Here is a 20892-nt window from a genome sequence, read left to right on the forward strand (position 1 = left end):
GGGAGACAAATGAACAGGACGATCACGATAGCTGCGGCGTTGGGGTTGCTGCTGGCTGCTGGAATGGCGCGCGGGTCGATCGCGCCGGCAGGGGCGGGGCGCGCGCAACCGTCCGCCGAGGTCAGCGAGGCCACGCTTCAACTCAAGCAGGCCTTCACCGACGTGGGCAACGGCGACGACAAAAAGGCCGCGCCCGAGCTGGATAGGGTCATCGCCGCCCCGAGCTTCGACCAGTTGCCGGCCGAGCTCCGCTTCCAGACGTTGAACGTGGCGGCTGTCATCGCGTTCCAGGACAAGCAGTACGCCAAGGCGCATCGGCTTGCGATCAGGGCCACCGGCTTCGACCAGGCCACCGGTGCGGCATGGACGGCACGTCTGTTCGCTGCGTTGTATGCCGGCGACAACCCTGATGCCGGGCGTTGCGTGGAGGCCCTCGCCAGGCAATGGCCGCAGCAGCTCGATGACATACGCCCACAGGGCATAGCACAGAGCCACTATGCGCTCCGCATTGCGCATGAAGATGACGTCGATCGCGCCATGCTCAATGCACTGTTCGATGCGAACTGGCAGGCCGAATACAGCGACTACGATACCCTTTGGCGCGACCTGGCATTGCTGGAGATCGAGCACAACGAAAACAAGCATGCCGCCATGGTCGCCCAGCGAATCCGCAGCGCCGACGCGGCCTTGAGCATGCGCATCGACAAGCGCTTCGACCCGATTACCCGCGGCCAGCCGCAGGCTTTTGATGTCGACCACCTGCTCGAAGCGCAGATCCAGGCGGCACGGGCGCAGATCAGGGCTCATCCTGACCAGCTCAGGCCCGTGGTGCGTTTGCGGGATCTGTTGATCGAGAAGGGACGGAATGCCGAGGTCCTTGCTGTCAGTGACGCAGCCGTGGCGCACGCCGAACGCGGCGACGGCAACAAGACCTATACCGACTTCAGCGAGGCCTACAACTGGGTATTGAACCAGCGTTCGCTCGCGCTCGCGCATGACGGTCGCTGGGACGACGCCGTGCGGGAAATGACGCGCGCCGCGAAACGTCCAGAGGGTGGCGGTGTGAACGTCAGCCAGTCGATCAACCTCGCCGGCTTGTTTACCGACCTGGACCAGCCCGACAAGGCTGCTGCCGCCGTCGTCGAGCCGGGGGAGATGTCGCCGTACGGCAACATGCAGCTGCAGTACGTCAAGTTGCAGATCGCCATCGAGAAGAACGACACCGGCGCCATTGCCAGGCACATGGCTTATCTGCAGCAACACCGCACCGATGACATCGCCACATGGGAGCGCGCCCTGCTGAGGCACGGCGATCTCGATGCGGCTGCAGCGCTACTGATCCAGCGCTTGAACGCCCCAGACTGGCGTAGCGGTGCATTGGTCGAGATGCAGCAGCACTACGTCCACATCGAACAGACGCCGATCATGAAGACGATGGACCAGCGCTGGAATGCCGTGACCGCACGTCCCGATGTCCAGGCCGCTCTGGCGAAAGTCGGTCGGGTCGAGCGTTTCGACGTCGTCGCGCTGGCGTATTGAGCGCCGAGCTAACCGTGCAGAGCTGGCAAATGAGCGGGCCAGCGCCTGTTGCGTCCAAGCCCGGTGCATGAGGCAACCCGCCTCGCGCAACGGGCTCTACACGTCCGCGACGCGGTGCGAACTGCTGCCCGGCGTAGTTCACCGGCAAGACGCCGAGGATCGGCTGCACCAGCACTACCAGTACCGCCAGCCCGGCCAGGTAATGGCCCTGCAGCATCAGCGAGGGCGGGAGTTCCCTTCGGTGCCCTCGTCATCGACAAGGCCCGCCAACACGTAGGCCAGCACGATGGCCAGCACGGTCAGCCAGTGCGCGCAGCGGACCACCCGGTGGCAGCGGCTGGATTTCGACCATGCGGGCATCCTCTTCGTGCAGGTTACGGCTTGGGCTGCGGGGTGGTTGCCACGCTGGGTGGCAGGATCGGCAGCGCGACCTTCGGCTGGTCGCCGGTCAGAGCTCCGAGGAAGCCCTCGATCTTGCCGACCTCCTCGTCGCTTAGCTTCGCGCCGAGCTGGCTGCTGCCCATGATCGCGACGGCCTGGCGAAGATCCCACACCTTGCCCGTGTGGAAATAGGGCGCGGTCAGCGCGATGTTGCGCAGCGAGGGCACCCGGAACACGTATTCGTCGCTGACCGTCTTGGTCACCGCGAAGCGCCCCTTGTCCCCCGGCGGGAGAATGTCGGCACCGGGCCGCTCGACCACGCCGAACGGGGCGTACATGCCGCCGCCCACGTTGATGCCGTTGTGGCATGCCGCACAGCCCTTGTTGATGAACAGCGCCAGGCCTTCCTTCTGGTTCGCGTCGAGTGCTTTCTCGTCGCCCTGGAGGTAGCGATCGAACGGCGCGTTCGGCGTGGTCAGGGTGGCCTCGAACAAGGCGATGGCCTTGCGCACGTTGTCGAACGTGATCGGATCGGGCACGGCCGGATAGGCCCTGGCGAACACGGCGGCGTAGCCGGGAATCCCCTTGAGCTGTTCGACGACATGTGCCTCGGTGGTGTCCATCTCGACCGGGTTGACCAGCGGGCCGCCGGCCTGCTGTTCAAGGTCCTTGGCACGCCCATCCCAGAATTGGGCGACGTCGAACACCGCGTTGTAGACGGTTGGCGCATTGCGACCGCCATGCTGCCAGCGATGACCCAGCGAAGTCTCCTGCAGGTCGACCCCGCCCATGCCGACCATGTGGCAAGAATTGCAGCTGATGGCGTGGCTTTCGGACAGCCGGGGCTCGAAGTACAGCATCTTGCCGAGCTCCACCCTGGCCGCGGTCGCCGCATTGCCCGGCAATGGCGGCGCGTTGGCGGGTATCGGTTTGAACAGGCCCTGGGCCTGCTTCATCAATGCGGTTTGCGACCATGCCTGGCCTGTTGCCAGGGAGGCGAGAACCATCAGTGAAACCAGCTTGATCGACGACATGAGCTGACCCTCCGCAGTTGGGTGGTAATCGAGATCATCAATGTCTGTGGCGTATCGGGGAAACCATGGAGATGCGGGGAACGCGGCGTGGAACGGACGCCCTGGCGATGTCGTCGGGGTCGTCGCCCCATCCGTCGTCCTGATTCAAGCGCAGCCGTCGGCCGCGGCTGTCGATGCCAAGGCGCGCGGGCCGGTGCAACCATCGGCGCCGGGCACGGTGCGAGACATCTTGCGGTCAGCGACTGCCGTCATCCTTCTGCTGCCGGGTCTGCTGCTCGGTACTCTGCTTCTGCTCGACCTGCTTTTCCGTGCCCTGGTTTTGCTGTTGCTGCATAGTCTGCTGTTGCGTGCCTTGCCGCATGCGGGCACCTGGTCCCATGCCCGGACCCATGCCGCCACCGGGCCCCATGCCCGCACCCTGCCCGGGCGGCATGTCGGGCAGCCTCATGCCACGCTCGGCAGCACGCTTCTGCATCTGCTCATGGTGCTGCTTTCGCAGCGCCTCGCGCTCCTGCGCCGTCTTCAGGCTGCGCATCTGGTCGCGATACGCCCTGCGCTCGGCCGGAGTCATCAGCTGGGAACCATAGATCTGGCTGCGATCCTTCAGCGTGGTTCGGTCCTGTGTGCGCAGCTGATCCCGCTGCATCATGCCGCCTGCCGGCTGTCCGACAGGTGCGGATTGGCCAACTCGCTGGCCGCCGCCGCCCTGGTAGGCAAACGCCGGCAGGGTGGCGAGCAGGCAAAGCGCAGAGATACCGGACATGAAAACGTATCTGATTCGCATGGAAGTAGCCTCGCCTCGAGTTGCAGGGATGTCGCCGGGAGTGTGGCAACACCCGGATGTTCGGTTCATCGGCATGGATGGCTGTTGACTGGGATCAACAAAAGCGATAGCGAAAACGAAGGTCGGCATCCGGCCTGCGGCCTGTCGGCACTTGCGGTGCGCATTCACCGGCCCGCAACAGGTGTTGGCGATTTTCCTGAACGAAGCCGGCCGCGTCATTGAGGGGCGCGAAGTCATGAAAAGATGGTCACCGGTATCGCTGGCGAAACAATAGTCAGGTTCGACTTCCCGACGAGTGGCGAGCTTGTCGTGGCCGCTACGTGGGGCGTTGAGGGAATGTCTGTCATGGCGATGGTTGCGCTTCGTGGAGGCGGGCAGCGCGAAGGTTGCGGTCAGCGTGAAGGACGGCGTGGGGCGACGCCGAGGAACTGCGGCGCTACCACGGACCATGGTTGATGGTGCGCGGGAAGGCGGGTCGAGGCGATTCCCATCGAGGAAGCGCGTGCCGATTTTGCTGCGGCCGGCTCGGCCGACAGGACCTTGGTGCCTGTGGCCGGGAAGAGCCATGTCGCCGCCATCTGGTCGGTGGCGACGGCCGACGCCGGGGCGGCGTTTTTTTTCCGGCAGGTGCAGGGCAACCAGCGGAGCCAGCTCGACTTGGCCCCCCCGGTTCCGCCAGCGGCGCGGCAACGCCCGTTCCATTGATGCTGGTCAATTGACCGCAAGAGGCAGCTGCTAGGTGTGAAGCACCTGCTTGATTGCTTGATGACGGAGCATGTCATGGCACAGACCGACGCACCCCCGGGCGAGGGCTGGAACGAGAAGCTGCAGGACGGCACGACCGTGCAGATACGGTCGATCGGCGAGCAGGACGCCGAGCTCGAGCTTGAATTTCTCACCCATCTGTCGCCCGCGTTCCGCAGTTCGCGCTTTCTCGGCCTGGTCCGCGACCCGACGCCGGAGGTGGCGCGCGAGCTCACCCGTCTCGATCCGGCCTGCGCCGTGGGTTTCATCGCCCTAGTCTCGCAGCGGGGACGCGAGCATCAGATCGGCGCCGCGCAGTTTCATGTCAATGCCGCCGGCGACAGCTGCGATGCTTCGCTCACGGTGAGTGACGAATGGCGAAAGCGCGGTGTCGGTTCCTTCCTGATGCGCCATCTGATCGCCGCGGCAAGGGCACGCGGCATGCGGCACATGCGCGCCTATGCCCCGAGCCGATCCGGCGGCGGCGATCGCCTTGCGGCGAACATCGGATTCCAGCGCCGCCTGGATCCGCGGGATCCGGCCACGGTGATCTACGACCTGAGCCTGGAATAGAAAAGGCGATCAGAAAGGACGCGGCTGATTGCCTGTGGTCCGCGGCGTCATCGGTCACGCTCCCCTTTCGCCGCTCCCGGCCGCGCTGGGCCTTGCAGGGCGCGGCGGCGCTTGCTCCACCAGCGCAGCAAGCCGTACGACAGGCGGGTCTTCTCCTGGCCGACCGGCAGATCGGTGTGGGCGAAGATCCACGACGATTTGCTGAACGCGATCTGCTGGGCGGGGTAGACGCTGCGGTGGCCGATGATGAGATAGGCGGCGACGCAGGCACCGGCGACGTACAGCGTCGAATCGGCGCCGAACAGCTCGATGCCCATCAGGATGGCGGCGATCGGCGCGTTGGATGCCGAGGCGACCACGGCCACCAGTCCCACCGCCGCACCCAGCGCCGGTGCCAGCCCCAGCAGATGCGCGAACGCGCCGCCCAGCACGGCGCCGATCACGAACTGCGGGGTCACGATGCCGCCATAGAAGCCCGAGCCCAGCGTGATCGCCACCAGCAGGGCTTTCCACAGGAAACCCAGGTACGGCATCGTCTCGCCGTGCAGGGCGCGTTCCATGATCGGCAGGCTCAGCCCGAGGTAATCGGACGGCACGGCCATGACCAGCAGGGCCAGCACCACGCCACCCAGCAGCGGCACCAGCGGCGGCCACAGCGCGTAGCGATCGCGCAGACGCCCGAACAGCCGCCTCGCCTGCTGCAGCAGCTCGACGAACACCCACGCGGCCGCGCCGCACAGGATGCCGATCAGCACGGTTTTCAGGAACAGCAGCTCGGTGAAGTCGCTGATGAAGGCGATGTGGTAGTGGGGGTAGGGCACGCCCAGGTATTTGCTGACCTGGAACGCGGTGACGCCGGCCACGATGCCGGGGAACAGGAAGTCGTGGCGGATGCGGCCGATCGCCAGCATCTCCACGCCGTAGATGGCGCCGGCGATCGGGGTGCCGAACACGCTGGCGAAGCCGGCGCTCACCCCGCACGCCAGCAGCCGTTTGCGCAGCTCGGGGTTCAGGTGCAGCAACCGGCCGATGCCGGCGGCCAGACTGGCGCCGATGTGCGAGCACGGCCCTTCCTTGCCGGCCGAGCCGCCGCAGCCCAGGGTGATCAGCGCGGCGACCGGCTTCACCCACAGGGTCCGGAACGGCATCCTGCCGCGTTGCTCGTTCACCGCAACGATCGGCGAATCACTGTAGCCGCTGCGGCTCAGCCGATAGCCGTAATGCAGCAACAGCCCGTTGGCGAAGCCACCCACGACCAGCAGGCTCATCTGCACCCCCAGCGGCACGGCGTAAACGTGGCCTTCGGTGGCGAACAGCAGGTGGAGAAAGACGCTGCAGCCCACCCCGACCACGGCGCCGGTCAGCATCGACAGCACCAGCCACTGCACCACGGTCGCCAGCATCACGAGCGGTTCGGCAAGGCGTAGGCGTGGCATGGGCGTGGCACCGGACCGGGCGATGGCGGGGCTGCAAGTATAGAGAGGCGCCCCCGGCTTGATCAGAAGCGGGGCAGGCCGGGGTCAGACAATGCGGGGAAGCAGCGTCGATTTTCTCTGGTGACCGAACGCAGGCCCTAGTTCTTCCCGGTGAACACCGCCAGCTGCGCGGCGAAGGCGCGTTGGTAGGCCGGCCGCGCTTCGCCGCGGGCGACGTAGGCGGCGAGCTTCGGGTAGCCGTCCAGCAGACCCGAGGGCTTCAGCCGCTGCAGCGTGTGCACCATCATGAGATCGCCTGCGCTGAACCCGCCGTCGAGCCAGTCGGCCTCGTCCAGGCGAACGGCAAGCTCGCCCAGCCGGGTGCGGATGCGCTCCTTGATGAGCGGCAGGCGTTCGGTGGTCCATGGCTGGTCGGCTTCGGCAAACTTGGCGGTCTGCAGTTCGAGGATCGGCGGCTCCACCGTGTTGAGCGCGGCGAACATCCACATGATGGCGCGCGCCCGCGCATTCGCCTGGTCCGGCAGCAGGCCCGCATGGCGCTCGGCGATATGGAACACGATGGCACCGGACTCGAACAGCGCCAGCTCGCCTTCCTCGTAGGTGGGAATCTGCCCGAACGGGTGCAGCGCGCGGTGCGCGGAGTTCTTCATCGCCTCGAACGAGACGAGGCGAACCTCGTAAGGCTGACCCGCTTCTTCCAGCGCCCAGCGCACGCGCATGTCGCGCGCGAGGCCGCGGCCGCGATCGGGCGAGCTTTCAAAGGCGGTGATGGTGGGGACCATGGGCGGCTCCTGGTGGCTTGATGGGCAACGACGCCCGGCTGGCTTGTGCGCTCTCCCCGAGGGCGAGGCCGACCGCGGCCGTCGTCAGCCGCGCCGTGCCGCCTCGATCGCCGCGATGTCGATCTTCGTCATCTCCATCATGGCGTTGAACGCGCGCTTGGCGACGGCGGGGTCCGGGTCGGTGACCGCGGCGATCAGCGCGCGCGGGGTGATCTGCCACGACAGGCCCCACTTGTCCTTGCACCAGCCGCAGGCGCTGGCCTGGCCGCCGTGGTCGATGATCGCGTGCCACAGGCGGTCGGTTTCGGCCTGGTCGTCGGTGGCTACCTGGAACGAGAACGCATCGGTGTGCGGGACGCCGGGGCCGCCGTTCATGCCAAGGCAGGGGATGCCCATCACCGTGAACTCCACCATCAGCACATCGCCCTGCTGGCCCGCCGGATAGTCGCCCGGCGCGCGGTGGACGGCGCCCACGGCGCTGCCCGGAAACGTCCTGGCATAGAACGTGGCGGCGTCCACGGCGGTGCCGTCATACCAAAGGCAGATCGTGTTCTTGCTGAGCATGTCGTTTCTCCTGATGCGGGGCGGCGAGGTGCCCTTCATGCCTGCGACGAACGACGGGCGCGCCGATCGACACGGCACCGCAGGACCGGGGCGGGTTCCGGTGGTGCGAGGCGCGGGAAGGCCCCGCTGTCCGGTCAGTAGAACCGGATGCCCGACCGGAGCACGAGCTGGAAAAACAGCAGCAACGCCACGACGGCGGCGAACGGGTAGGCGAGCGGCCGGGCGGTTGCGGCACCGCTGGCCGCGACCCCGGGCAGGCGCCAGGCTGCCGCCTGGATCCAGGGTATGCCGGGCAGGATCACCAGCAACGGCACGAGGACCACCTCCAGCAGCTCGCGCGGGATGCGGAACGGGATGACCAGCGCGCTCGCGAGAAGGGCCGGCAGCGTCACGGCCCGGAACACGAATCGCGTGCGGGCGCCGGGGCTGGCGATGGCTGCCGGCGAATCCGCGATCGCGAGCGCAGGCTGGCGCAGCAGCAGGGCAACCAGCGGCATCAGGCCGAGCGCGAGCAGGCCCGCGCCGAGGCGGGCGCCGGCGTCGAGCTGCAGATAGCCCATCGCCATGCCGACGTCGCTGCCCGGGCTGAGCGCCCCGACGACGACCTGCGGCAGCGCCATGAAGCAGCCGCAATAGGCCATCCAGAACAGCACCAGCCGGGTGCTGTTCGACCATAGCCGCGGGCGCCGCAGCAGCCACAGGCAGAACAGGCCGACCGCCAGCGTCGCCAGCGCACCGGTGCCCTGGAACAGGGCGGCGAGCGGGTTCGTGCCTTCCCAGCTGTGGTTATTGTGGTACAGGGTCGGCTGCAGGCCAGGCGTGAGCGCCTTCGGCAGCACCAGGGCCAGTTCCTGCAGGAAGAACGTCAGGTTGAAGGCCAGCACGTAGAGCAGGGTCGAGGCTGCCGTGAGGCGCCAGCCCGGGGCGGGTGCCGCGGGTGCGGCATGTGGGGCGCGGGCGGAGATGAACCCGGCCAGCCCGAGCGCCAGCGGGCCGGCGACGATCGTCAGCGCGGCGGTGGCGAGTATCCAGGTCGGTCCGACAGCCATCTTCGCGCGTCTCCTCGAGGATCGGCAGGCATGGTGCCGACCCCTGTCCGCAGTGTCGATAGGCCGGAAGGCCAGGGGCGGTTGCCGGTCGGGTCCATGGTCACCCAAGGTAGGGCTGCGCGGCCGAGGCCCGGAAGAGGCGTTTGTCCGTCGCGAAAAACGGCGCCCCCCCCGGGGCGCGTTTTTACGCGCCGGTCGCCACCTCGATGCACAGGCATGGATCGAACTGCGGGTTCTCGTTCACCCCGCCGGCACGGTAGCCGCGCGGGTTGCACACCACCCGGGTGCCGTTCGCCGTGTAGTCGAAACTGTCGTGGGTGTGGCCGTGGACCCACAACACGGCGCGGCCCATCAACGCGCTGCAGTCGGACACGAAGGCGGCGCTGACCGGCGAAGCGGCAAAGCGCGGGTGGACGCTGCGCGGGGTTGGCGCATGGTGGGTGATGACCACGGTCGACCCGGCGAACGGCTCTTCCAGCACGGCCGCAAGCCATGCGTACTGTTCGGCGAACAGCGCGGCGGCGGCGGCGGGGGTGAACACGCTGCCGTCGGCGTTGCGGATGGCGGCGAAGTCGCGCATGAACTGCGCCGACGCCGTCATCGCAAGGTCCTTGCCCCCGGCGCCGAACAGCTCGAAATCCGTCCATAGGGTAGTGCCCACGAAGCGCACGCCGCCGATCGTGCATGTGCTCTGGTCCAGCAGACCGATGCCGTACTCGCGAGCGCTGCGGGCCAGCGCCTGGCGCACTTGCGGGATCGCGCCGCCGTAGAACTCGTGGTTGCCGGGCACGTACAGCACCGGGCGCCCCAGCCCGGCCGCCCACTGCATCGCCTCGGCGGCGGGGCGCCGGATGTCGCCGGCGAGGATCGTCAGGTCCGCCGCCACTTCCGGCGACGGCATGCCGTGCGTGCTCAGGTGCAGGTCGGACAGGATATGCAGTCGCATGCGGTACTCCGTTCACGGCCATCGCGGCGCGCCCGGAGCCGGCTGGCTCGGGCGCATCGATCAGGCATCCGCGGTCTCGGCGGCGTAGGCCTCGACCAGCGGCTGGTAATCCTCCATCGCCGGGAAACCGGTGTAGCTGTGCTTCGCCGGGGTCGATGCCCAGGGCAGCCGGGCGTCGGTGCAGGTTTCGATGAACGGCACGAAGTCGGCGTGCGGGTCGAGCACCGAGGCGCGCAGGTTGACCAGCCAGTCGAGCCCGGCCGGGCGGGTCATCACCCACGACTTGCAGAACGCGCAGTACAGATGGCTGTGCTCGCCCTGCAGGCCGCCGCGGACCAGTTCGCCCTCGAGTACTTCCACGCCATCGGCCGGCATCGCCAGCGACAGCGAAAACGCGCTGCCGGTCATCTTCTGGCAGCCGTGGCAGTGGCAGGCCATGCTGAGCATGGCCGGCTTGGTGACGCGCAGGCGCACGCGGCCGCAGCGGCAGGTGCCGGTGGCGGGAAGCTGGCGCGGATAAGGCATGGGCGGGTTCCTCGCTTGGGAAAGGTGCCGGGCAATTCCGGTTTCGCGGACGGCTTATTTAGTCACACGGGCCGCGGCAGGTCACTTGTCGCCCTCCCCAGGCCCGGGAATACGATGCCGTCTCCCTGGCGGCGGGAGAGCGGCATGCCTCGATCGAGCGACGAGAAGCTGCGTGCCTGGGCGACGCGCTGTATCAGCTGAGGCACATCCGGTGATCGTGGATTCCACCGTCGGCCAGTTCTGCAGGGCCGGGCAGGACGACGGAAAGCCGTCGATCTTCGTCGGAAGCGACGGCGAATGGACGGCCGAACTCAGCCGGCTGCACAACGGCGCCACGCTCGAGAAGTACGTGGGGGGACGACCGCGCGAGCAGCCTCTGGGCCATGCTTGAAGAAGGCCCGGGCGACGACGCCATGAAGAAGGAGCCGTTGCGGCACTCCGGCCGGGTCAACAAGGACATCCACGAGGCCAGGGTGCTTTCGGGCCGCCGGGGCTGCACGCTGTTCTAGCCGTTCGGCCGCCGAAGGCGGAAACGGCGCCGGGTTCGTTTTTGGCGCCGGGAAACCTGGCCCTTCGCTTCGGCTCGCTACTTCATCCGCGTATCGGTGGCCACCCAGTTGACCTCCCAGGTCTTGCCGCCGTCGTCCGAGAAGGCCTGCTCGAAGCGGATCGTGTCGGCGTCGAGCGGCGTGATTACGAAGCGGACGAGAATGGCGCGCCCGTTGAAGTCTTCCTGGTCGTAGAACTCGCCGCGGCCGTCGACGAATTGACCGATCGTCGGCTGCCCCAGCGTTCCGCTGCTGCTGTTGGCGAAGTTCAGGCTCCATTGGCGCGAGCGCGGGTTGTAGAGCCGCAGGTTCAGACCCTCGAAATGGCCGCCCGGGCCATCGGCCGTCAGCTCGACCAGGTTGGCGCGGCCGTTCCACACCTTGCGTACGGTGGTGACGCCCTCGTACTCCGCCCATTCGCCGGACCCCGACAGCGGATGCGCCAGCCGTTTCAGGTGCGTGCGCCAGGTGCCGATCTCGAAGTCGAAATCGTGCTGGCCGTCGCGCGGAATTTCCGCGCCAGCCCTGGTGGCCTGCGCCGCTTGTGCGCAGGCGGACGCAGCCGGCAGCCACGGCAGCCAGGCGATGGCCAGCCACGGCAGCAAGGCGCGGTAACGGCTCGGCATGGCATGCTCCGACGTGGTTCGATCGACTGAAGCTAGAGGCAGCCATGTCCAGCGACAAGAAGGCACGTCTAGGTGCGTATCCGCCGGCCACGGCCCACCCGCTGGCGGATTGCCCGCTGCACGCGGCCTTCGTCGCGGTCGGCGGCAAATGGAAGCTCACCATCCTGTATTGGCTGGCGCGCGAGCCCCATCACTTTTCCGCCCTGCTGCGCCGCGTCGCGCCGATCTCGCACAAGGTGTTGACCGAGCAGCTGCGCGAGCTCGAAAGCGATGGCCTGGTCGAGCGCCTGGTGGCCGGGCCGGTACCGGCGCCGGTGCAGTACCGCCTGAGCGATTACGGAGCAACGGTCTTGCCGCTGGTGGAGGAGGCGAGGGTCTGGGGGCTGGCGCACCTGCAGCGGACGCGCGGCCCGGCTGCGCTGCCGTCGACGGCGGCACTGGGTTGCGGCGACGCCCTGGGCCACTAGCGGGGCCAGCTTCTTCGCGGACGGCTTGGGTGGCCATCGTCACGCCGCCTTGGCCCGGGCGTGCCTAGGCTGATTTGCATCCCGCCACGAGATGCCGCCATGCCGACACTACGCCTGCGCCTGACCGGAAGCGACGATGACGTCCGGGCCGTGATGAATCTGTTGCAGAGCCTGGACGGCATCGAACGCGTGGAGGAGGTCGCGGACATGATGGATCGCATGGACGACGCGGATTCCAGCTCCGCCGGCCTGAGCGACACCCACGGACCCGACGCGCACGAGCTGGAGATCGAGGCGCCGAACGCCTCCACCGCGCGCAAGGTGCGCGAGGCGGTCGAGGCGCTGGCGTTCGAGCTGGACGCGCTGGTGGAGTTCGAGGAAGAAGAGGAGTGAGCGCGCCGCACGCTAGGCGGGCAGGCTGACCACCGGCGCGAAGCCGCCGAAGATCATGCGCTTGCCGTCGAACGGCATGTCGCCGGCGCCCGGCATGCGCGGGTCCTGCATGATCCGCTCCATGCCGGCGTCGCGGCTGGCCTGGTCGGGCCATTCGATCCAGGAGAACACCACCGATTCGCCCGGCTCGGCCTGCACGGCGCGGCGGAAGTCGGTGAGCTTGCCGTCGGGCACGTCGTCGCCCCAGCACTCCACCACCCGCGTGGCGCCGAACTCCAGGAACATGGCGTCGAAGTGGCGGGCATGCGCGATGAACTGCTCGCGGTTGGCGTCGGGCACGGCGATCACGAAACCATCGACATAGGACATGGCGGACTCCTGCGCAAACGGCGGCCGACGGGGCCGCCTTCTTTGCTGACGACGAACGGGCGCGTGCGGAATCGACACGGGTCGGCGTCGATTCCGCATGCGGCGCCGGTCAGCCCGGAATGTCCGGCTCCACCAGTTGCGCCAACAGCAGCAGCGATTCCTGCCAGCCCAGGTAGCACTGCTCGACCGGGATGACTGTGGGCACGCCTTCCTGCACCACCTGCACGTCGGTGCCGCAGGACACCGCGCGCAGGGTGACGGTGGTGGTCATCTCGCCGGGCAGGTTGGGGTCGTCGAAGCGGTCGCTGTAGCGGATGCGTTCGCCCGGCACCAGTTCGCGGTAGGTGCCGCCGAAGCCGTGTCCGTGGCCGCTGGAGAAGTGGGTGAAGGTCATCCGGTGCTGGCCGCCGACCCGTGCGTCCAGCTCGTGCACCTTGCAGGTGAAGCCGTGCGGCGGCAGCCACTTGGCGATCGCCTCGGCGTCGAGGAAGGCGCGGTAGATCCGCTCGGGCGGGGCGCGCAGCACGCGGTGGAGGCGAAGCGTGTTGGTGGTCATGGCGGTTTTCCGTGGCGGAGGAGGGGCTCTCTCCCTGACGAACGGGCGCGGCGGAAATCGACCGGCGTCTGGCCTTACCTGGACGTGGCCGCGGCCGTTTCCGCCGCGGCCGCCGCCGGCGCCGTCCACAGGCTGGCCGCCGGCTTGCCGCCCAGCATCTGCGCGCGCACCAGCGGGATCGGCGGGCCGCCGTAGCCGAGGAACTGGTCGTGGAACGCCTTCAGCGCGTGCGGGCCCGGGTGCGCGGCGATCCAGTCCTGGCGCAGCTGCATGATCATCAGCTTGCCCAGCGTGTAGTTCAGGTAGGCCGGGTCGTAGGTGCCACGGGCCGCCTGCTGGCGCGCGTTGCCCGGGTCCTGGAAGGCCTTGTCGCGGAACATCTGTTCGGACTGGGCGACGGTCGTGCCGCCGGTGTGCAGGCCGATGGCGGAGAGGTAGCGCACGTCGCGCAGCAGGGCGTTGGTGAGCTGGCCGATGTGGACCTCAGGCGTGGCGCCGTCCAGGCCGGCGTCGAACATCATTTCCTCGGCGTAGTGCGCCCAGCCTTCGGCGAAGGCGTAGCCGACGAACAGCTGGCCAAATTTCCAGTGCGCGCGGTTGGCGTGCAGGAACTGCAGGAAGTGCCCCGGCCACACTTCGTGCGAAGACGTGAACAACAGGTCGGCCTTGCCCGGTATGTAGGCCTGCTGGTCGGCCTTGCTCCAGGCCGGATCCGGCGGGGCGATGTAGTAGACGGAAGGCAGGTTGTTCTCGTACGGGCCGGGGATCTCGATGTAGGCGAAGTTCCAGCGGTTGAACGGCGGCGCTTCCTCGACCTTGGCCTGTTCCGGGCCGGGGATGCTCACCAGGTCCTTCTCGACGATGAACTGGCGCAGGCCAGCAAGTTGCGCACGCGCGCCTTCCACGGCACCGCCGGCCGGCTTGTCCGCACCCTCTTTGGCGACGCACGCGCTCAGTGATTGGCCCGGCGCGAACTTGCCGCAGGCCGCCTTGAGCGCGTCGAGGTTGCGCTGCAGGTCCGCTTCGCCGATGGCCTTGAGCCGGTCCAGCGGCAGGTCGACCAGCTCGGTGGCGTGCAGCATTTTGGAGAACTTCGCCGCGCCCAGCGCGTAGTCCTGGGTGGCATGGGGTTGCTGCGCCTTCAGCCAGTCGGCGAGGTCCTGCGTGGCCTTGATCGCGGCGGCGTTGGACGCCTTGAAACGCGCCTGCAGCGCGTCGTCCTTGACCCCGGCGAAGATCGCCGGGACGTCGGTCTTGAAGAAGCTCGCGTACCCGCCAAAACTGTTCACGCCCAGCTCGATGTACGACGCCGGCAGTGGCAGTTTGAAGTTCGCCTTGATCTGGGCGATCGCCTTGGGCAGCGCTTCCTGGTAGCTGACGAAGGCCGCCATCCGTTGCGGCAGCGGCGCGTAGGGGCGGGTCAGGTACATGCTGGGCGACAGATCGTCGGTATAGAAGGCCGGGTTGCCGTAGGGAAAGCCGGAGTCCTCCAGCCAGAACAGCTGGCCGTCGATCACCGCGAGCACGTAGTCGCGGTGGAAGCGGCCGCTCGCATCGAGCCGGTCGTCGGTGAACGCGGCGAACCGGGCGCGCTCGGCATGCAGCCAGTCGGTATCCGCCTTCAGCCCGGCCGGACTGTAGTCGGGCAGCTTGCCGTCGAACTCGTGCCTGCCGGCGCTGGCGGCAAAGGTGGGGTGGCGGCGGAACATGCCGTCGATGAAGTCGTCGACGGCGCGCTCCAGTGGGGCGTCGTCATTGACCGCCGCGACCCTGGAGGAGGGAGCGCTGTGGGGCGGTGCGTTGGGCGCTTCCCGCTGGCAACCGGCGGCGAACGCCACGGTCATTACGGCGCATAGCGTGGCGATGTGGATCGGGCGCATGCAGGCGGCTCCAGGGCAAGGTCTGTCGAGAGTAGGCAGACCGGTGGACAGGCGCAACCCGCCGCGCGCCGCTGCTGCCGATCGGGTCGGGCTGCAGTTTCTTCCGATCGCCGCAACGTGGTCGCCATGGCGATGGCCGCGGTACAGTCCGCAACGGAACCGTGGCATCGGAACGACCACCTTCAGGCAGGAGCATGCAGATGGCTTCGACGAAAGCAGGTGCGGGCAACGCGACAGGTTTTGCCCTCGACGAGGGAAGCGACGCCGGCCCCGCAAAGGGTTCGTACAAGCTCTGGATCGAAAAGCCGGTCGGCAAGTTCTGTCTCGGCTTCATGGTGTTCGTGGCTGCCGAGGTGCTGGTGCTGGGAACGCTGCACTGGATCTTCCACTTCATCTGATGGCGCGGCCGGCGCCGAGCCGGTTCTGCGCCGGGGCAGGCCGCCGCGCGCGTCGCCGGCGCGCATCGCAGGGGAGCACATCGTGGCAACAAGAATGTTCCTGGTCGGACTGCAGGTCCTGCTGGCGTTGGCGCTGGCGGGACCGGCAAGGGTGGCGGCGGCCACCGATGAAGGTGCCGCGATCCGCCAGGTGATGGCGCAGCAGGCGGCGGCGTGGAATCGCGGCGACGTGGAAGGCTACATGCGCGGCTACAAGGACGCGCCCGACACCACCTTCATCGGCAGCAGCGTGCGCAAGGGCTACCGCGCCATCCTCGACAGCTACCGCAGGCATTATGCGACGGCGCAGCAGATGGGCCGGCTCACCTTCTCCGAACTGGACGTGCGCCTGCTGCCGGGCGCCGGCGGCGAGTCACGCTACGCCGTGGTGACCGGCCGTTTCCACCTCGACCGCGCGACGCACGGCGAGGTGGCGCAGGACGATGGCGTGTTCTCGTTGCTGTGGGAAAAGACCGCCGACGGCTGGAAGATCATCCTCGATCACACCAGCTGACCGGCGCTCACTTCTCCACGAAGGATTTCAGCCGCGCCAGCGCGTCGTCCCACTGGCTCGACACGAGGTCGATGTACTCGCGCAGTTCGCCGATCGGCTGCGGATCGAGCGTGTACAGGCTTTCGCGTCCGGTACGCTCGCTGCGCACGACGCGGGCGTCCTCGAGCACGCGCAGGTGCTTGCTGATCGCCTGCCGGGTCAGCGGCTGGTCGTCGCAGAGCTGGGTGATCGAGCGGCGCGAGCCGTCGCACAGCCGGGTCACCAGCGCCAGCCGCGTGGGGTCGCCAAGCGCGGCGAACACCGTGGCGGCCCGCGGCAGTCGCCGCGCCAGGCGCGAGCGTGCGCTAGCCGGCATGGCCGTCCGTCATCACGCTGCCTTCGACGTGACGGCGGATGTTCTCCAGCTGGATGCTCCAGCCGTCGTCGTTCATGCGGAACGCCTCGGCGCGACGGCTGGCCGGGATGCGCTCGAAGCCCGACTCGACCAGGGTCAGCACGGTGTCCTCGCCGTGCGCTTCGAGGTGGAACTCGACCAGGGTCGGCGGTTCGGCGGAGTAATCCACGCCTGGCTCGATGGCGTAAGGATGCCAGCTGAAACTGAACAGCCGCTGCGGCTCCATCACCTGCACCACGGCGCGCCAGACGATGTGCTCGTAGCCCGGCCAGGTGATGTGGCCGATGGCCTCCCGGCCGGGCTCGAACGGCCCGGACAGGTCCACGCGGAACCATGCGCCGAACTCGCGGTAGTCGGTCAGCGCGCGCCACACGCGCGACACCGGCGCCCTCAGCTCGATGCGTTTCTCGATGCGATCGCTCATGTGCCACCTCCGGGTTGCATATGAGCTTGCGCCGGCAACGCATGAAATGCAACTTTACGGTTGCGTCAGGTGATCTTTGCTGCCAGCGCGGCAACGCGCGCTGCGACAGCGGAACGCCGCGCTAGGGCAGCGGCACGCTGGCCGCCGGCTCGTCCGCGCGCAGGAACGCCAGCGCTTCCTGGCAGGGCGCGTCGACCTTCAAGGTCAGCAGCGCGTCGGCGCGGGTACGCCCCAGCGTCACCGCGGCCACCGGCTTGCCGGCCTGCGCCGCAGCCGCCACGAAGCGGTAGCCGGAATACACCATCAGCGAGGAACCCACCACCAGCACCGCATCGGCGGCCTGCCAGGCGCGCGTGGCGGTCTCCACGCGCTCGCGCGGCACCGCCTCGCCGAAGAACACCACGTCGGGTTTCACGATGCCGCCGCAGCGCGGGCAGGGCGGCACCTCGAACGACGCAAAGTCGAGGCCGTCCAGCTCGGCGTCGCCGTCCGGCGCGTCGACGGCGTCGAGCCGGGTCCACGTTGGATTGCGCTCGACCAGCGCCTGCTGGAACGCGTGGCGGGCGCCTCGCCAGTCGCAGCTCATGCAGCGCACCTGGTCGAGGCGACCGTGCAGGTCGAGCACCCGTTCGCTGCCGGCGCGCTGGTGCAGGCGGTCCACGTTCTGCGTCACCAGCAACTCGACCTGGCCGCGTCGCTCCAGCCCGGACAAGGCGCGGTGGGCGGCGTTCGGTTGCGCGCTGCCGAAGCGCCGCCAGCCGACCATGCTGCGTGCCCAGTAGCGCCGGCGTGTGGCCGGCTCGTGCATGAACGCGCCGTAGTTCACCGGCGGCGGACGCTTCCACTGGCCGTCGCGGTCGCGGTAGTCGGGAATGCCCGAGTCGGTGCTGCAGCCGGCGCCGGTCAGCACGAACAGGCGCGGATGGGCTTCGAGGAATCGCTGCAACGGAGTCATCGGCTGGATATGGGGGCGCGGTGGGCCGGAAAACAGAACACGAGTAGACCGAACGACGTCGCGCCATTGTTACATCGCGGATTTCATCGGAGTAACTTGGCGCGCTCGCGGGCCGCTGCCCGCCCTGCCACTGGGGAATCCGATCATGCCCGTGCAAGCCCGCCGCCCCGCGCCCGTCCTGGCGCCGCCACACCCCCGTCGGAATGCCCTGCTGGCCGCCGCGCTGGCCGGGCTGTGCGCCGTTTCGTCCGCCTGGGCGCAGGCGCCACAGCTGTCGGCGCGGACGCTGCAGTACGTGAAATACGCGCAGCCGCTGATCGCGATCACTCACGTGCGGGTGATCGACGGCACCGGCACGCCGGCGCGGGAGAACCAGACGGTGCTGCTGCGCGACGGCCTCATCGCGGCGGCCGGCAGGCACGTGAAGCTGCCGAAGGACGCGACCGTGATCGACGCCAGCGGGCACACGCTGATCCCCGGCCTGGTCGGCATGCACGACCACATGTTCTATCCGGCGCCGAAGGTGAACCCGGAGGCGAAGGAGGCGATCTACCCCGAGCAGGCGTCGAGCTTTCCCAAGCTGTACCTGGCTGGCGGCGTCACCAGCATCCGCACCACCGGCAGCACCGAGCCGTATACCGACCTGGAGCTGAAGAAGGCGATCGACGCCGGACAGATCCCCGGGCCGAAGATGCACACCACCGGGCCGTACCTGGAGGGCAAGGGCAGCTTCACGCCGCAGATGCACGAGCTGACGGATGCGGTCGACGCCACCGACACGGTCAACTACTGGATCGGCGAGGGCGCCACCTCGTTCAAGGCGTACATGCACATCACCCGCGCCGAGCTGTCCGCGGCGATCGCGGCGGCGCATGCGAAGCACATCCAGGTGACCGGCCACTTGTGCGCGATCGGTTTCACCGAGGCGGCCGGGCTTGGCATCGACGACCTGGAGCACGGCTTGCCGGTGGACACCGAATTCATGGCGGGCAAGCAGCCTGACGTCTGCCCGGACACCAAGCTCGCGGTGGCCCAGCTGGCGACGATGAGCGTGGACGATCCGCGCATCCGGCAATTGATCAGGACCCTGGTGTCGAAGCGCGTGGCGGTCACCTCGACCCTGCCGGTGTTCGAGACCTTCGTGCCCGGCCGCGCGCCGGTGGGCCCGCGCGTGCTGGACGCAATGCTGCCGGAAACGCGGGTGGAGTACCTGGCCAGCCGCGAGCGCGTCGCCGGCATGCACGATTCGCCGTGGCCGAAGGTGTTCAAGCTGGAGCAGGACTTCGAGCGCGCGTTCGTGCAGCAGGGCGGCACCCTGCTGGCCGGCCTGGACCCCACCGGCTATGGCGGCGTGATCGCCGGCTACGGCGACCAGCGCGAAGTGGAACTGCTGGTGGAAGCCGGCTTCACGCCGCTGCAGGCGATCCGGATCGCCACCCTCAACGGCGCGCGCTTCATGGGCGAGGACCAGCGCATCGGCTCGATCGAAGTGGGCAAGGCCGCCGACCTGGTGCTGCTCGACGGCAACCCGGCAACAAACATCAAGGACGTCGAGCACGTCGCGCTGGTGTTCAAGGACGGCGTGGGCTACGACCCGGCCAGACTGGTGAAGGCGGCGAACGGCACGGTGGGCCTGCGCTAGCGGAAGCATGGCGACATGATCGATTCGGAGCTGGACAATCCTTTCTGGGCGTCGTTGTGCAGCCGGCACCGGGCCATCGCGCTGCGCCACGGCGACGTGGCGCGTTATCCCGCCGCATTTGCCCCGTTTCTCGGCGTGGCCAGCGCGGAGGCGAGCGTGACCGAAGCGCTGGCGTCGTTGGTCGAGCCGGGCGAATCGGTCTACCTGCTCGGCGTGGCGCCGAAGCCGCCGGTGGGGTGGCTGATCGAGGCGTTCGCCCCGCTGGCGCAGATGATCTGCCCGGCGCCGATCGCGGTGATCGACGGGCCGCCGGTGATCGAGCTGACCCAGGCGCATCGCGCCGACGTGCTGGCGCTGACCGCGCTGGTGTATCCGCATTACTTCCGCCCGCGCACGATGGAGCTGGGCCGCTACTTCGGCATCTACCAGGACGGCCGGCTGGCGGCGATGATCGGCGAACGGCTGGGCATGGAGGCGCAGCAGGAGATCAGCGCGGTGTGCACACACCCCGACTTCGGCGCCCGCGGCTACGCGCGCCGCCTGCTGGCATTGTTGTCGAACGACAATCTCGAGCGCGGCCGCCTGCCGTTCCTGCACGTGAGCCATCAGAACCCGCGTGCGAAGTCGCTGTACCAGCGGATGGGCTATGTCCACCGGCGCGACATCGGCTTCTGGTCGCTGCGCGGGGTGCCGGCGTGAGCCGTTGCCTGGCTGCCTGGCTGGCCGTCGCGCTGCTGGCCGGCCTCCCGGCGTGTGCCGTCGCCGCCGCGCAGCCCGGCGCAGGTGCGCGTGGCGTCGTGCGGCTGATGCCGGCTGAGCGGCGCCCCGTTCCCATCGGCATCACCTCCCGCGCACTAGCCTTGGCAACGTCGCGCACCATCGCCCACCGCGCCGGCCAGCCCGAGGAGATCCCGATGAAAAAGATTCCCACTGGTGCCTGGGTCGTGGTGGCCGATGGCAGCGGCGCGCGGCTCCTGCGCAACGTCGGCAAGGGCCTCAACGTATCGCTCGAACAGATGAAGCTGGTGGAGCCGAAGGACCTGGCCAGCGAAGGCCCGGCCGGGCGTCAGCCGCCGGAGCGAAGCACCGCCGAGACCGATGCCGCCACCTTCGCCAAGCAGCTGGCGCGCCGTCTCAACGCCGCCGCGCTGAAGAACGAATTCTCCCATCTGGTGCTGGCGGCCGATCCGCAGACGCTGGGGCAGATGCGCCCGCTGCTGCACGAGGAAACCGCCCGGCGGATGGTGGAGGAGTTGAACAAGTCGCTGTTCCGCGCACCGCTGGAGGAGATCGAGCGCGCGTTGAAGGCAAGCTGGTGAAAGCGCCGGCG

Annotated in this window: 26 protein-coding genes; 11 read left to right on the plus strand and 15 right to left on the minus strand. The window is 68.4% G+C overall.

Annotated features, from left to right (window positions below; all coding sequences use genetic code 11):
- Positions 1-9 precede the first annotated feature (9 nt).
- The gene (locus RHOOR87_RS0103945; RefSeq protein ID WP_155950914.1) at positions 10-1539 is read left to right on the plus strand and encodes a hypothetical protein; all 1530 of its coding nucleotides are present in this window, start codon (positions 10-12) and stop codon (positions 1537-1539) included.
- A 374-nt stretch (positions 1540-1913) separates the two neighbouring features.
- Here the strand turns inward: RHOOR87_RS0103945 and RHOOR87_RS0103955 are convergent, their stop codons facing one another.
- Entirely contained in the window at positions 1914-2954 is a 1041-nt protein-coding gene (locus tag RHOOR87_RS0103955) for a cytochrome-c peroxidase (RefSeq protein ID WP_027484308.1), read from the minus strand.
- Positions 2955-3189: 235 nt separating this feature from the next.
- Complete coding sequence (locus RHOOR87_RS20690) at positions 3190-4428, minus strand: hypothetical protein (protein WP_231381718.1); 1239 nt, start codon at positions 4426-4428, stop codon at positions 3190-3192.
- Between the two features lie 90 nt (positions 4429-4518).
- Here RHOOR87_RS20690 and RHOOR87_RS0103970 point away from each other — a divergent pair, with 90 nt between their 5' ends.
- Entirely contained in the window at positions 4519-5055 is a 537-nt protein-coding gene (locus tag RHOOR87_RS0103970) for a GNAT family N-acetyltransferase (RefSeq protein ID WP_027484310.1), read from the plus strand.
- A 47-nt stretch (positions 5056-5102) separates the two neighbouring features.
- On the opposite strand, the gene RHOOR87_RS0103975 is transcribed toward RHOOR87_RS0103970, so the two are convergent.
- The 6 genes from RHOOR87_RS0103975 to RHOOR87_RS0104000 form a co-directional block, all read right to left on the minus strand.
- Positions 5103-6491 carry a chloride channel protein gene (locus RHOOR87_RS0103975; protein WP_027484311.1) on the minus strand — a complete coding sequence of 463 codons (1389 nt, stop codon included), beginning with the start codon at positions 6489-6491 and terminating at the stop codon, positions 5103-5105.
- A 137-nt stretch (positions 6492-6628) separates the two neighbouring features.
- Positions 6629-7273: a glutathione S-transferase family protein gene (locus tag RHOOR87_RS0103980; RefSeq protein ID WP_027484312.1), complete on the minus strand. Its 645-nt coding sequence runs from the start codon at positions 7271-7273 to the stop codon at positions 6629-6631.
- Positions 7274-7357: 84 nt separating this feature from the next.
- Positions 7358-7837 (minus strand): VOC family protein, encoded by a 480-nt coding sequence (locus RHOOR87_RS0103985; protein ID WP_015448043.1) that lies wholly within the window; start codon positions 7835-7837, stop codon positions 7358-7360.
- 134 nt (positions 7838-7971) lie between these two features.
- Positions 7972-8886, minus strand: coding sequence for a hypothetical protein (locus RHOOR87_RS0103990; protein WP_015448042.1), 915 nt, complete (start codon positions 8884-8886; stop codon positions 7972-7974).
- A 184-nt stretch (positions 8887-9070) separates the two neighbouring features.
- Entirely contained in the window at positions 9071-9832 is a 762-nt protein-coding gene (locus tag RHOOR87_RS0103995) for a metallophosphoesterase family protein (RefSeq protein WP_015448041.1), read from the minus strand.
- Positions 9833-9892: 60 nt separating this feature from the next.
- Positions 9893-10357, minus strand: a complete 465-nt coding sequence (locus tag RHOOR87_RS0104000) for a GFA family protein (protein WP_007511099.1) — start codon at positions 10355-10357, stop codon at positions 9893-9895.
- A 211-nt stretch (positions 10358-10568) separates the two neighbouring features.
- Between RHOOR87_RS0104000 and RHOOR87_RS0104005 the strand changes: the two genes are divergently transcribed.
- Together RHOOR87_RS0104005 and RHOOR87_RS20885 are read left to right on the plus strand one after the other, a co-directional pair.
- Complete coding sequence (locus RHOOR87_RS0104005) at positions 10569-10748, plus strand: hypothetical protein (RefSeq protein WP_015448040.1); 180 nt, start codon at positions 10569-10571, stop codon at positions 10746-10748.
- The gene (locus tag RHOOR87_RS20885; protein ID WP_015448039.1) at positions 10741-10866 is read left to right on the plus strand and encodes a hypothetical protein; all 126 of its coding nucleotides are present in this window, start codon (positions 10741-10743) and stop codon (positions 10864-10866) included. Before RHOOR87_RS0104005 ends, RHOOR87_RS20885 begins: the two co-directional genes overlap by 8 nt.
- 77 nt (positions 10867-10943) lie before the next feature.
- Here the strand turns inward: RHOOR87_RS20885 and RHOOR87_RS0104015 are convergent, their stop codons facing one another.
- A complete protein-coding gene (locus RHOOR87_RS0104015) occupies positions 10944-11531 on the minus strand; it encodes a hypothetical protein (RefSeq protein WP_027484313.1) in 588 nt (195 codons plus the stop codon).
- Positions 11532-11575: 44 nt separating this feature from the next.
- Between RHOOR87_RS0104015 and RHOOR87_RS0104020 the strand changes: the two genes are divergently transcribed.
- A complete protein-coding gene (locus RHOOR87_RS0104020) occupies positions 11576-11998 on the plus strand; it encodes a helix-turn-helix domain-containing protein (protein WP_043795348.1) in 423 nt (140 codons plus the stop codon).
- A 99-nt stretch (positions 11999-12097) separates the two neighbouring features.
- Complete coding sequence (locus tag RHOOR87_RS0104025) at positions 12098-12391, plus strand: hypothetical protein (protein WP_007511108.1); 294 nt, start codon at positions 12098-12100, stop codon at positions 12389-12391.
- Positions 12392-12403: 12 nt separating this feature from the next.
- Here RHOOR87_RS0104025 and RHOOR87_RS0104030 read toward each other — a convergent pair whose 3' ends face one another.
- The 3 genes from RHOOR87_RS0104030 to RHOOR87_RS0104040 all read right to left on the minus strand — a co-directional run bounded on the left by RHOOR87_RS0104030 (position 12404) and on the right by RHOOR87_RS0104040 (position 15196).
- Positions 12404-12760, minus strand: coding sequence for a DUF1428 domain-containing protein (locus tag RHOOR87_RS0104030; RefSeq protein ID WP_027484315.1), 357 nt, complete (start codon positions 12758-12760; stop codon positions 12404-12406).
- A gap of 109 nt (positions 12761-12869) precedes the next feature.
- A complete protein-coding gene (locus tag RHOOR87_RS0104035; RefSeq protein WP_027484316.1) occupies positions 12870-13316 on the minus strand; it encodes an SRPBCC family protein in 447 nt (148 codons plus the stop codon).
- 74 nt (positions 13317-13390) lie between these two features.
- Positions 13391-15196: a DUF885 domain-containing protein gene (locus RHOOR87_RS0104040; RefSeq protein ID WP_027484317.1), complete on the minus strand. Its 1806-nt coding sequence runs from the start codon at positions 15194-15196 to the stop codon at positions 13391-13393.
- 200 nt (positions 15197-15396) lie between these two features.
- Here RHOOR87_RS0104040 and RHOOR87_RS0104045 point away from each other — a divergent pair, with 200 nt between their 5' ends.
- Both RHOOR87_RS0104045 and RHOOR87_RS0104050 read left to right on the plus strand, forming a co-directional pair.
- Positions 15397-15594: a hypothetical protein gene (locus tag RHOOR87_RS0104045; protein WP_015448034.1), complete on the plus strand. Its 198-nt coding sequence runs from the start codon at positions 15397-15399 to the stop codon at positions 15592-15594.
- A gap of 82 nt (positions 15595-15676) precedes the next feature.
- Complete coding sequence (locus RHOOR87_RS0104050) at positions 15677-16147, plus strand: nuclear transport factor 2 family protein (protein ID WP_231381719.1); 471 nt, start codon at positions 15677-15679, stop codon at positions 16145-16147.
- Between the two features lie 7 nt (positions 16148-16154).
- On the opposite strand, the gene RHOOR87_RS0104055 is transcribed toward RHOOR87_RS0104050, so the two are convergent.
- The 3 genes from RHOOR87_RS0104055 to RHOOR87_RS0104065 all read right to left on the minus strand — a co-directional run bounded on the left by RHOOR87_RS0104055 (position 16155) and on the right by RHOOR87_RS0104065 (position 17920).
- Positions 16155-16502, minus strand: coding sequence for a metalloregulator ArsR/SmtB family transcription factor (locus RHOOR87_RS0104055; protein WP_027484319.1), 348 nt, complete (start codon positions 16500-16502; stop codon positions 16155-16157).
- Positions 16492-16965: an SRPBCC family protein gene (locus RHOOR87_RS0104060; protein WP_027484320.1), complete on the minus strand. Its 474-nt coding sequence runs from the start codon at positions 16963-16965 to the stop codon at positions 16492-16494. The genes RHOOR87_RS0104055 and RHOOR87_RS0104060 overlap by 11 nt, the downstream gene beginning before the upstream one ends.
- A gap of 121 nt (positions 16966-17086) precedes the next feature.
- Positions 17087-17920, minus strand: coding sequence for an NAD-dependent protein deacetylase (locus RHOOR87_RS0104065; protein WP_027484321.1), 834 nt, complete (start codon positions 17918-17920; stop codon positions 17087-17089).
- 145 nt (positions 17921-18065) lie between these two features.
- Here RHOOR87_RS0104065 and RHOOR87_RS0104070 point away from each other — a divergent pair, with 145 nt between their 5' ends.
- From RHOOR87_RS0104070 to RHOOR87_RS20695, 3 genes are read left to right on the plus strand one after another with little or no spacing between them, the layout of a single operon-like run.
- Positions 18066-19562, plus strand: a complete 1497-nt coding sequence (locus tag RHOOR87_RS0104070; protein ID WP_043795349.1) for an amidohydrolase family protein — start codon at positions 18066-18068, stop codon at positions 19560-19562.
- Positions 19563-19577: 15 nt separating this feature from the next.
- Positions 19578-20261 (plus strand): GNAT family N-acetyltransferase, encoded by a 684-nt coding sequence (locus RHOOR87_RS0104075; RefSeq protein ID WP_027484323.1) that lies wholly within the window; start codon positions 19578-19580, stop codon positions 20259-20261.
- Positions 20258-20881, plus strand: coding sequence for a host attachment family protein (locus RHOOR87_RS20695; RefSeq protein WP_231381720.1), 624 nt, complete (start codon positions 20258-20260; stop codon positions 20879-20881). The genes RHOOR87_RS0104075 and RHOOR87_RS20695 overlap by 4 nt, the downstream gene beginning before the upstream one ends.
- Positions 20882-20892: the final 11 nt, after the last annotated feature.

It is taken from the genome of Rhodanobacter sp. OR87, from assembly GCF_000473345.1.
GTDB classification, from domain to species: domain Bacteria; phylum Pseudomonadota; class Gammaproteobacteria; order Xanthomonadales; family Rhodanobacteraceae; genus Rhodanobacter; species Rhodanobacter denitrificans.

Excerpts from the sequence above, each read along its gene's own strand:
- RHOOR87_RS0103945 (WP_155950914.1), top strand. The coding sequence starts at position 10 with ATGAACAGGACGATCACGATAGCTGCGGCGTTGGGGTTGCTGCTGGCT.
- RHOOR87_RS0103955 (WP_027484308.1), bottom strand. The coding sequence starts at position 2,954 with ATGTCGTCGATCAAGCTGGTTTCACTGATGGTTCTCGCCTCCCTGGCA.
- RHOOR87_RS0103970 (WP_027484310.1), top strand. The coding sequence starts at position 4,519 with ATGGCACAGACCGACGCACCCCCGGGCGAGGGCTGGAACGAGAAGCTG.
- RHOOR87_RS0103975 (WP_027484311.1), bottom strand. The coding sequence starts at position 6,491 with ATGCCACGCCTACGCCTTGCCGAACCGCTCGTGATGCTGGCGACCGTG.
- RHOOR87_RS0103980 (WP_027484312.1), bottom strand. The coding sequence starts at position 7,273 with ATGGTCCCCACCATCACCGCCTTTGAAAGCTCGCCCGATCGCGGCCGC.
- RHOOR87_RS0103985 (WP_015448043.1), bottom strand. The coding sequence starts at position 7,837 with ATGCTCAGCAAGAACACGATCTGCCTTTGGTATGACGGCACCGCCGTG.
- RHOOR87_RS0103990 (WP_015448042.1), bottom strand. The coding sequence starts at position 8,886 with ATGGCTGTCGGACCGACCTGGATACTCGCCACCGCCGCGCTGACGATC.
- RHOOR87_RS0103995 (WP_015448041.1), bottom strand. The coding sequence starts at position 9,832 with ATGCGACTGCATATCCTGTCCGACCTGCACCTGAGCACGCACGGCATG.
- RHOOR87_RS0104000 (WP_007511099.1), bottom strand. The coding sequence starts at position 10,357 with ATGCCTTATCCGCGCCAGCTTCCCGCCACCGGCACCTGCCGCTGCGGC.
- RHOOR87_RS20885 (WP_015448039.1), top strand. The coding sequence starts at position 10,741 with ATGCTTGAAGAAGGCCCGGGCGACGACGCCATGAAGAAGGAGCCGTTG.
- RHOOR87_RS0104015 (WP_027484313.1), bottom strand. The coding sequence starts at position 11,531 with ATGCCGAGCCGTTACCGCGCCTTGCTGCCGTGGCTGGCCATCGCCTGG.
- RHOOR87_RS0104020 (WP_043795348.1), top strand. The coding sequence starts at position 11,576 with ATGTCCAGCGACAAGAAGGCACGTCTAGGTGCGTATCCGCCGGCCACG.
- RHOOR87_RS0104025 (WP_007511108.1), top strand. The coding sequence starts at position 12,098 with ATGCCGACACTACGCCTGCGCCTGACCGGAAGCGACGATGACGTCCGG.
- RHOOR87_RS0104030 (WP_027484315.1), bottom strand. The coding sequence starts at position 12,760 with ATGTCCTATGTCGATGGTTTCGTGATCGCCGTGCCCGACGCCAACCGC.
- RHOOR87_RS0104035 (WP_027484316.1), bottom strand. The coding sequence starts at position 13,316 with ATGACCACCAACACGCTTCGCCTCCACCGCGTGCTGCGCGCCCCGCCC.
- RHOOR87_RS0104040 (WP_027484317.1), bottom strand. The coding sequence starts at position 15,196 with ATGCGCCCGATCCACATCGCCACGCTATGCGCCGTAATGACCGTGGCG.
- RHOOR87_RS0104045 (WP_015448034.1), top strand. The coding sequence starts at position 15,397 with ATGGCTTCGACGAAAGCAGGTGCGGGCAACGCGACAGGTTTTGCCCTC.
- RHOOR87_RS0104055 (WP_027484319.1), bottom strand. The coding sequence starts at position 16,502 with ATGCCGGCTAGCGCACGCTCGCGCCTGGCGCGGCGACTGCCGCGGGCC.
- RHOOR87_RS0104060 (WP_027484320.1), bottom strand. The coding sequence starts at position 16,965 with ATGAGCGATCGCATCGAGAAACGCATCGAGCTGAGGGCGCCGGTGTCG.
- RHOOR87_RS0104065 (WP_027484321.1), bottom strand. The coding sequence starts at position 17,920 with ATGACTCCGTTGCAGCGATTCCTCGAAGCCCATCCGCGCCTGTTCGTG.
- RHOOR87_RS0104070 (WP_043795349.1), top strand. The coding sequence starts at position 18,066 with ATGCCCGTGCAAGCCCGCCGCCCCGCGCCCGTCCTGGCGCCGCCACAC.
- RHOOR87_RS0104075 (WP_027484323.1), top strand. The coding sequence starts at position 19,578 with ATGATCGATTCGGAGCTGGACAATCCTTTCTGGGCGTCGTTGTGCAGC.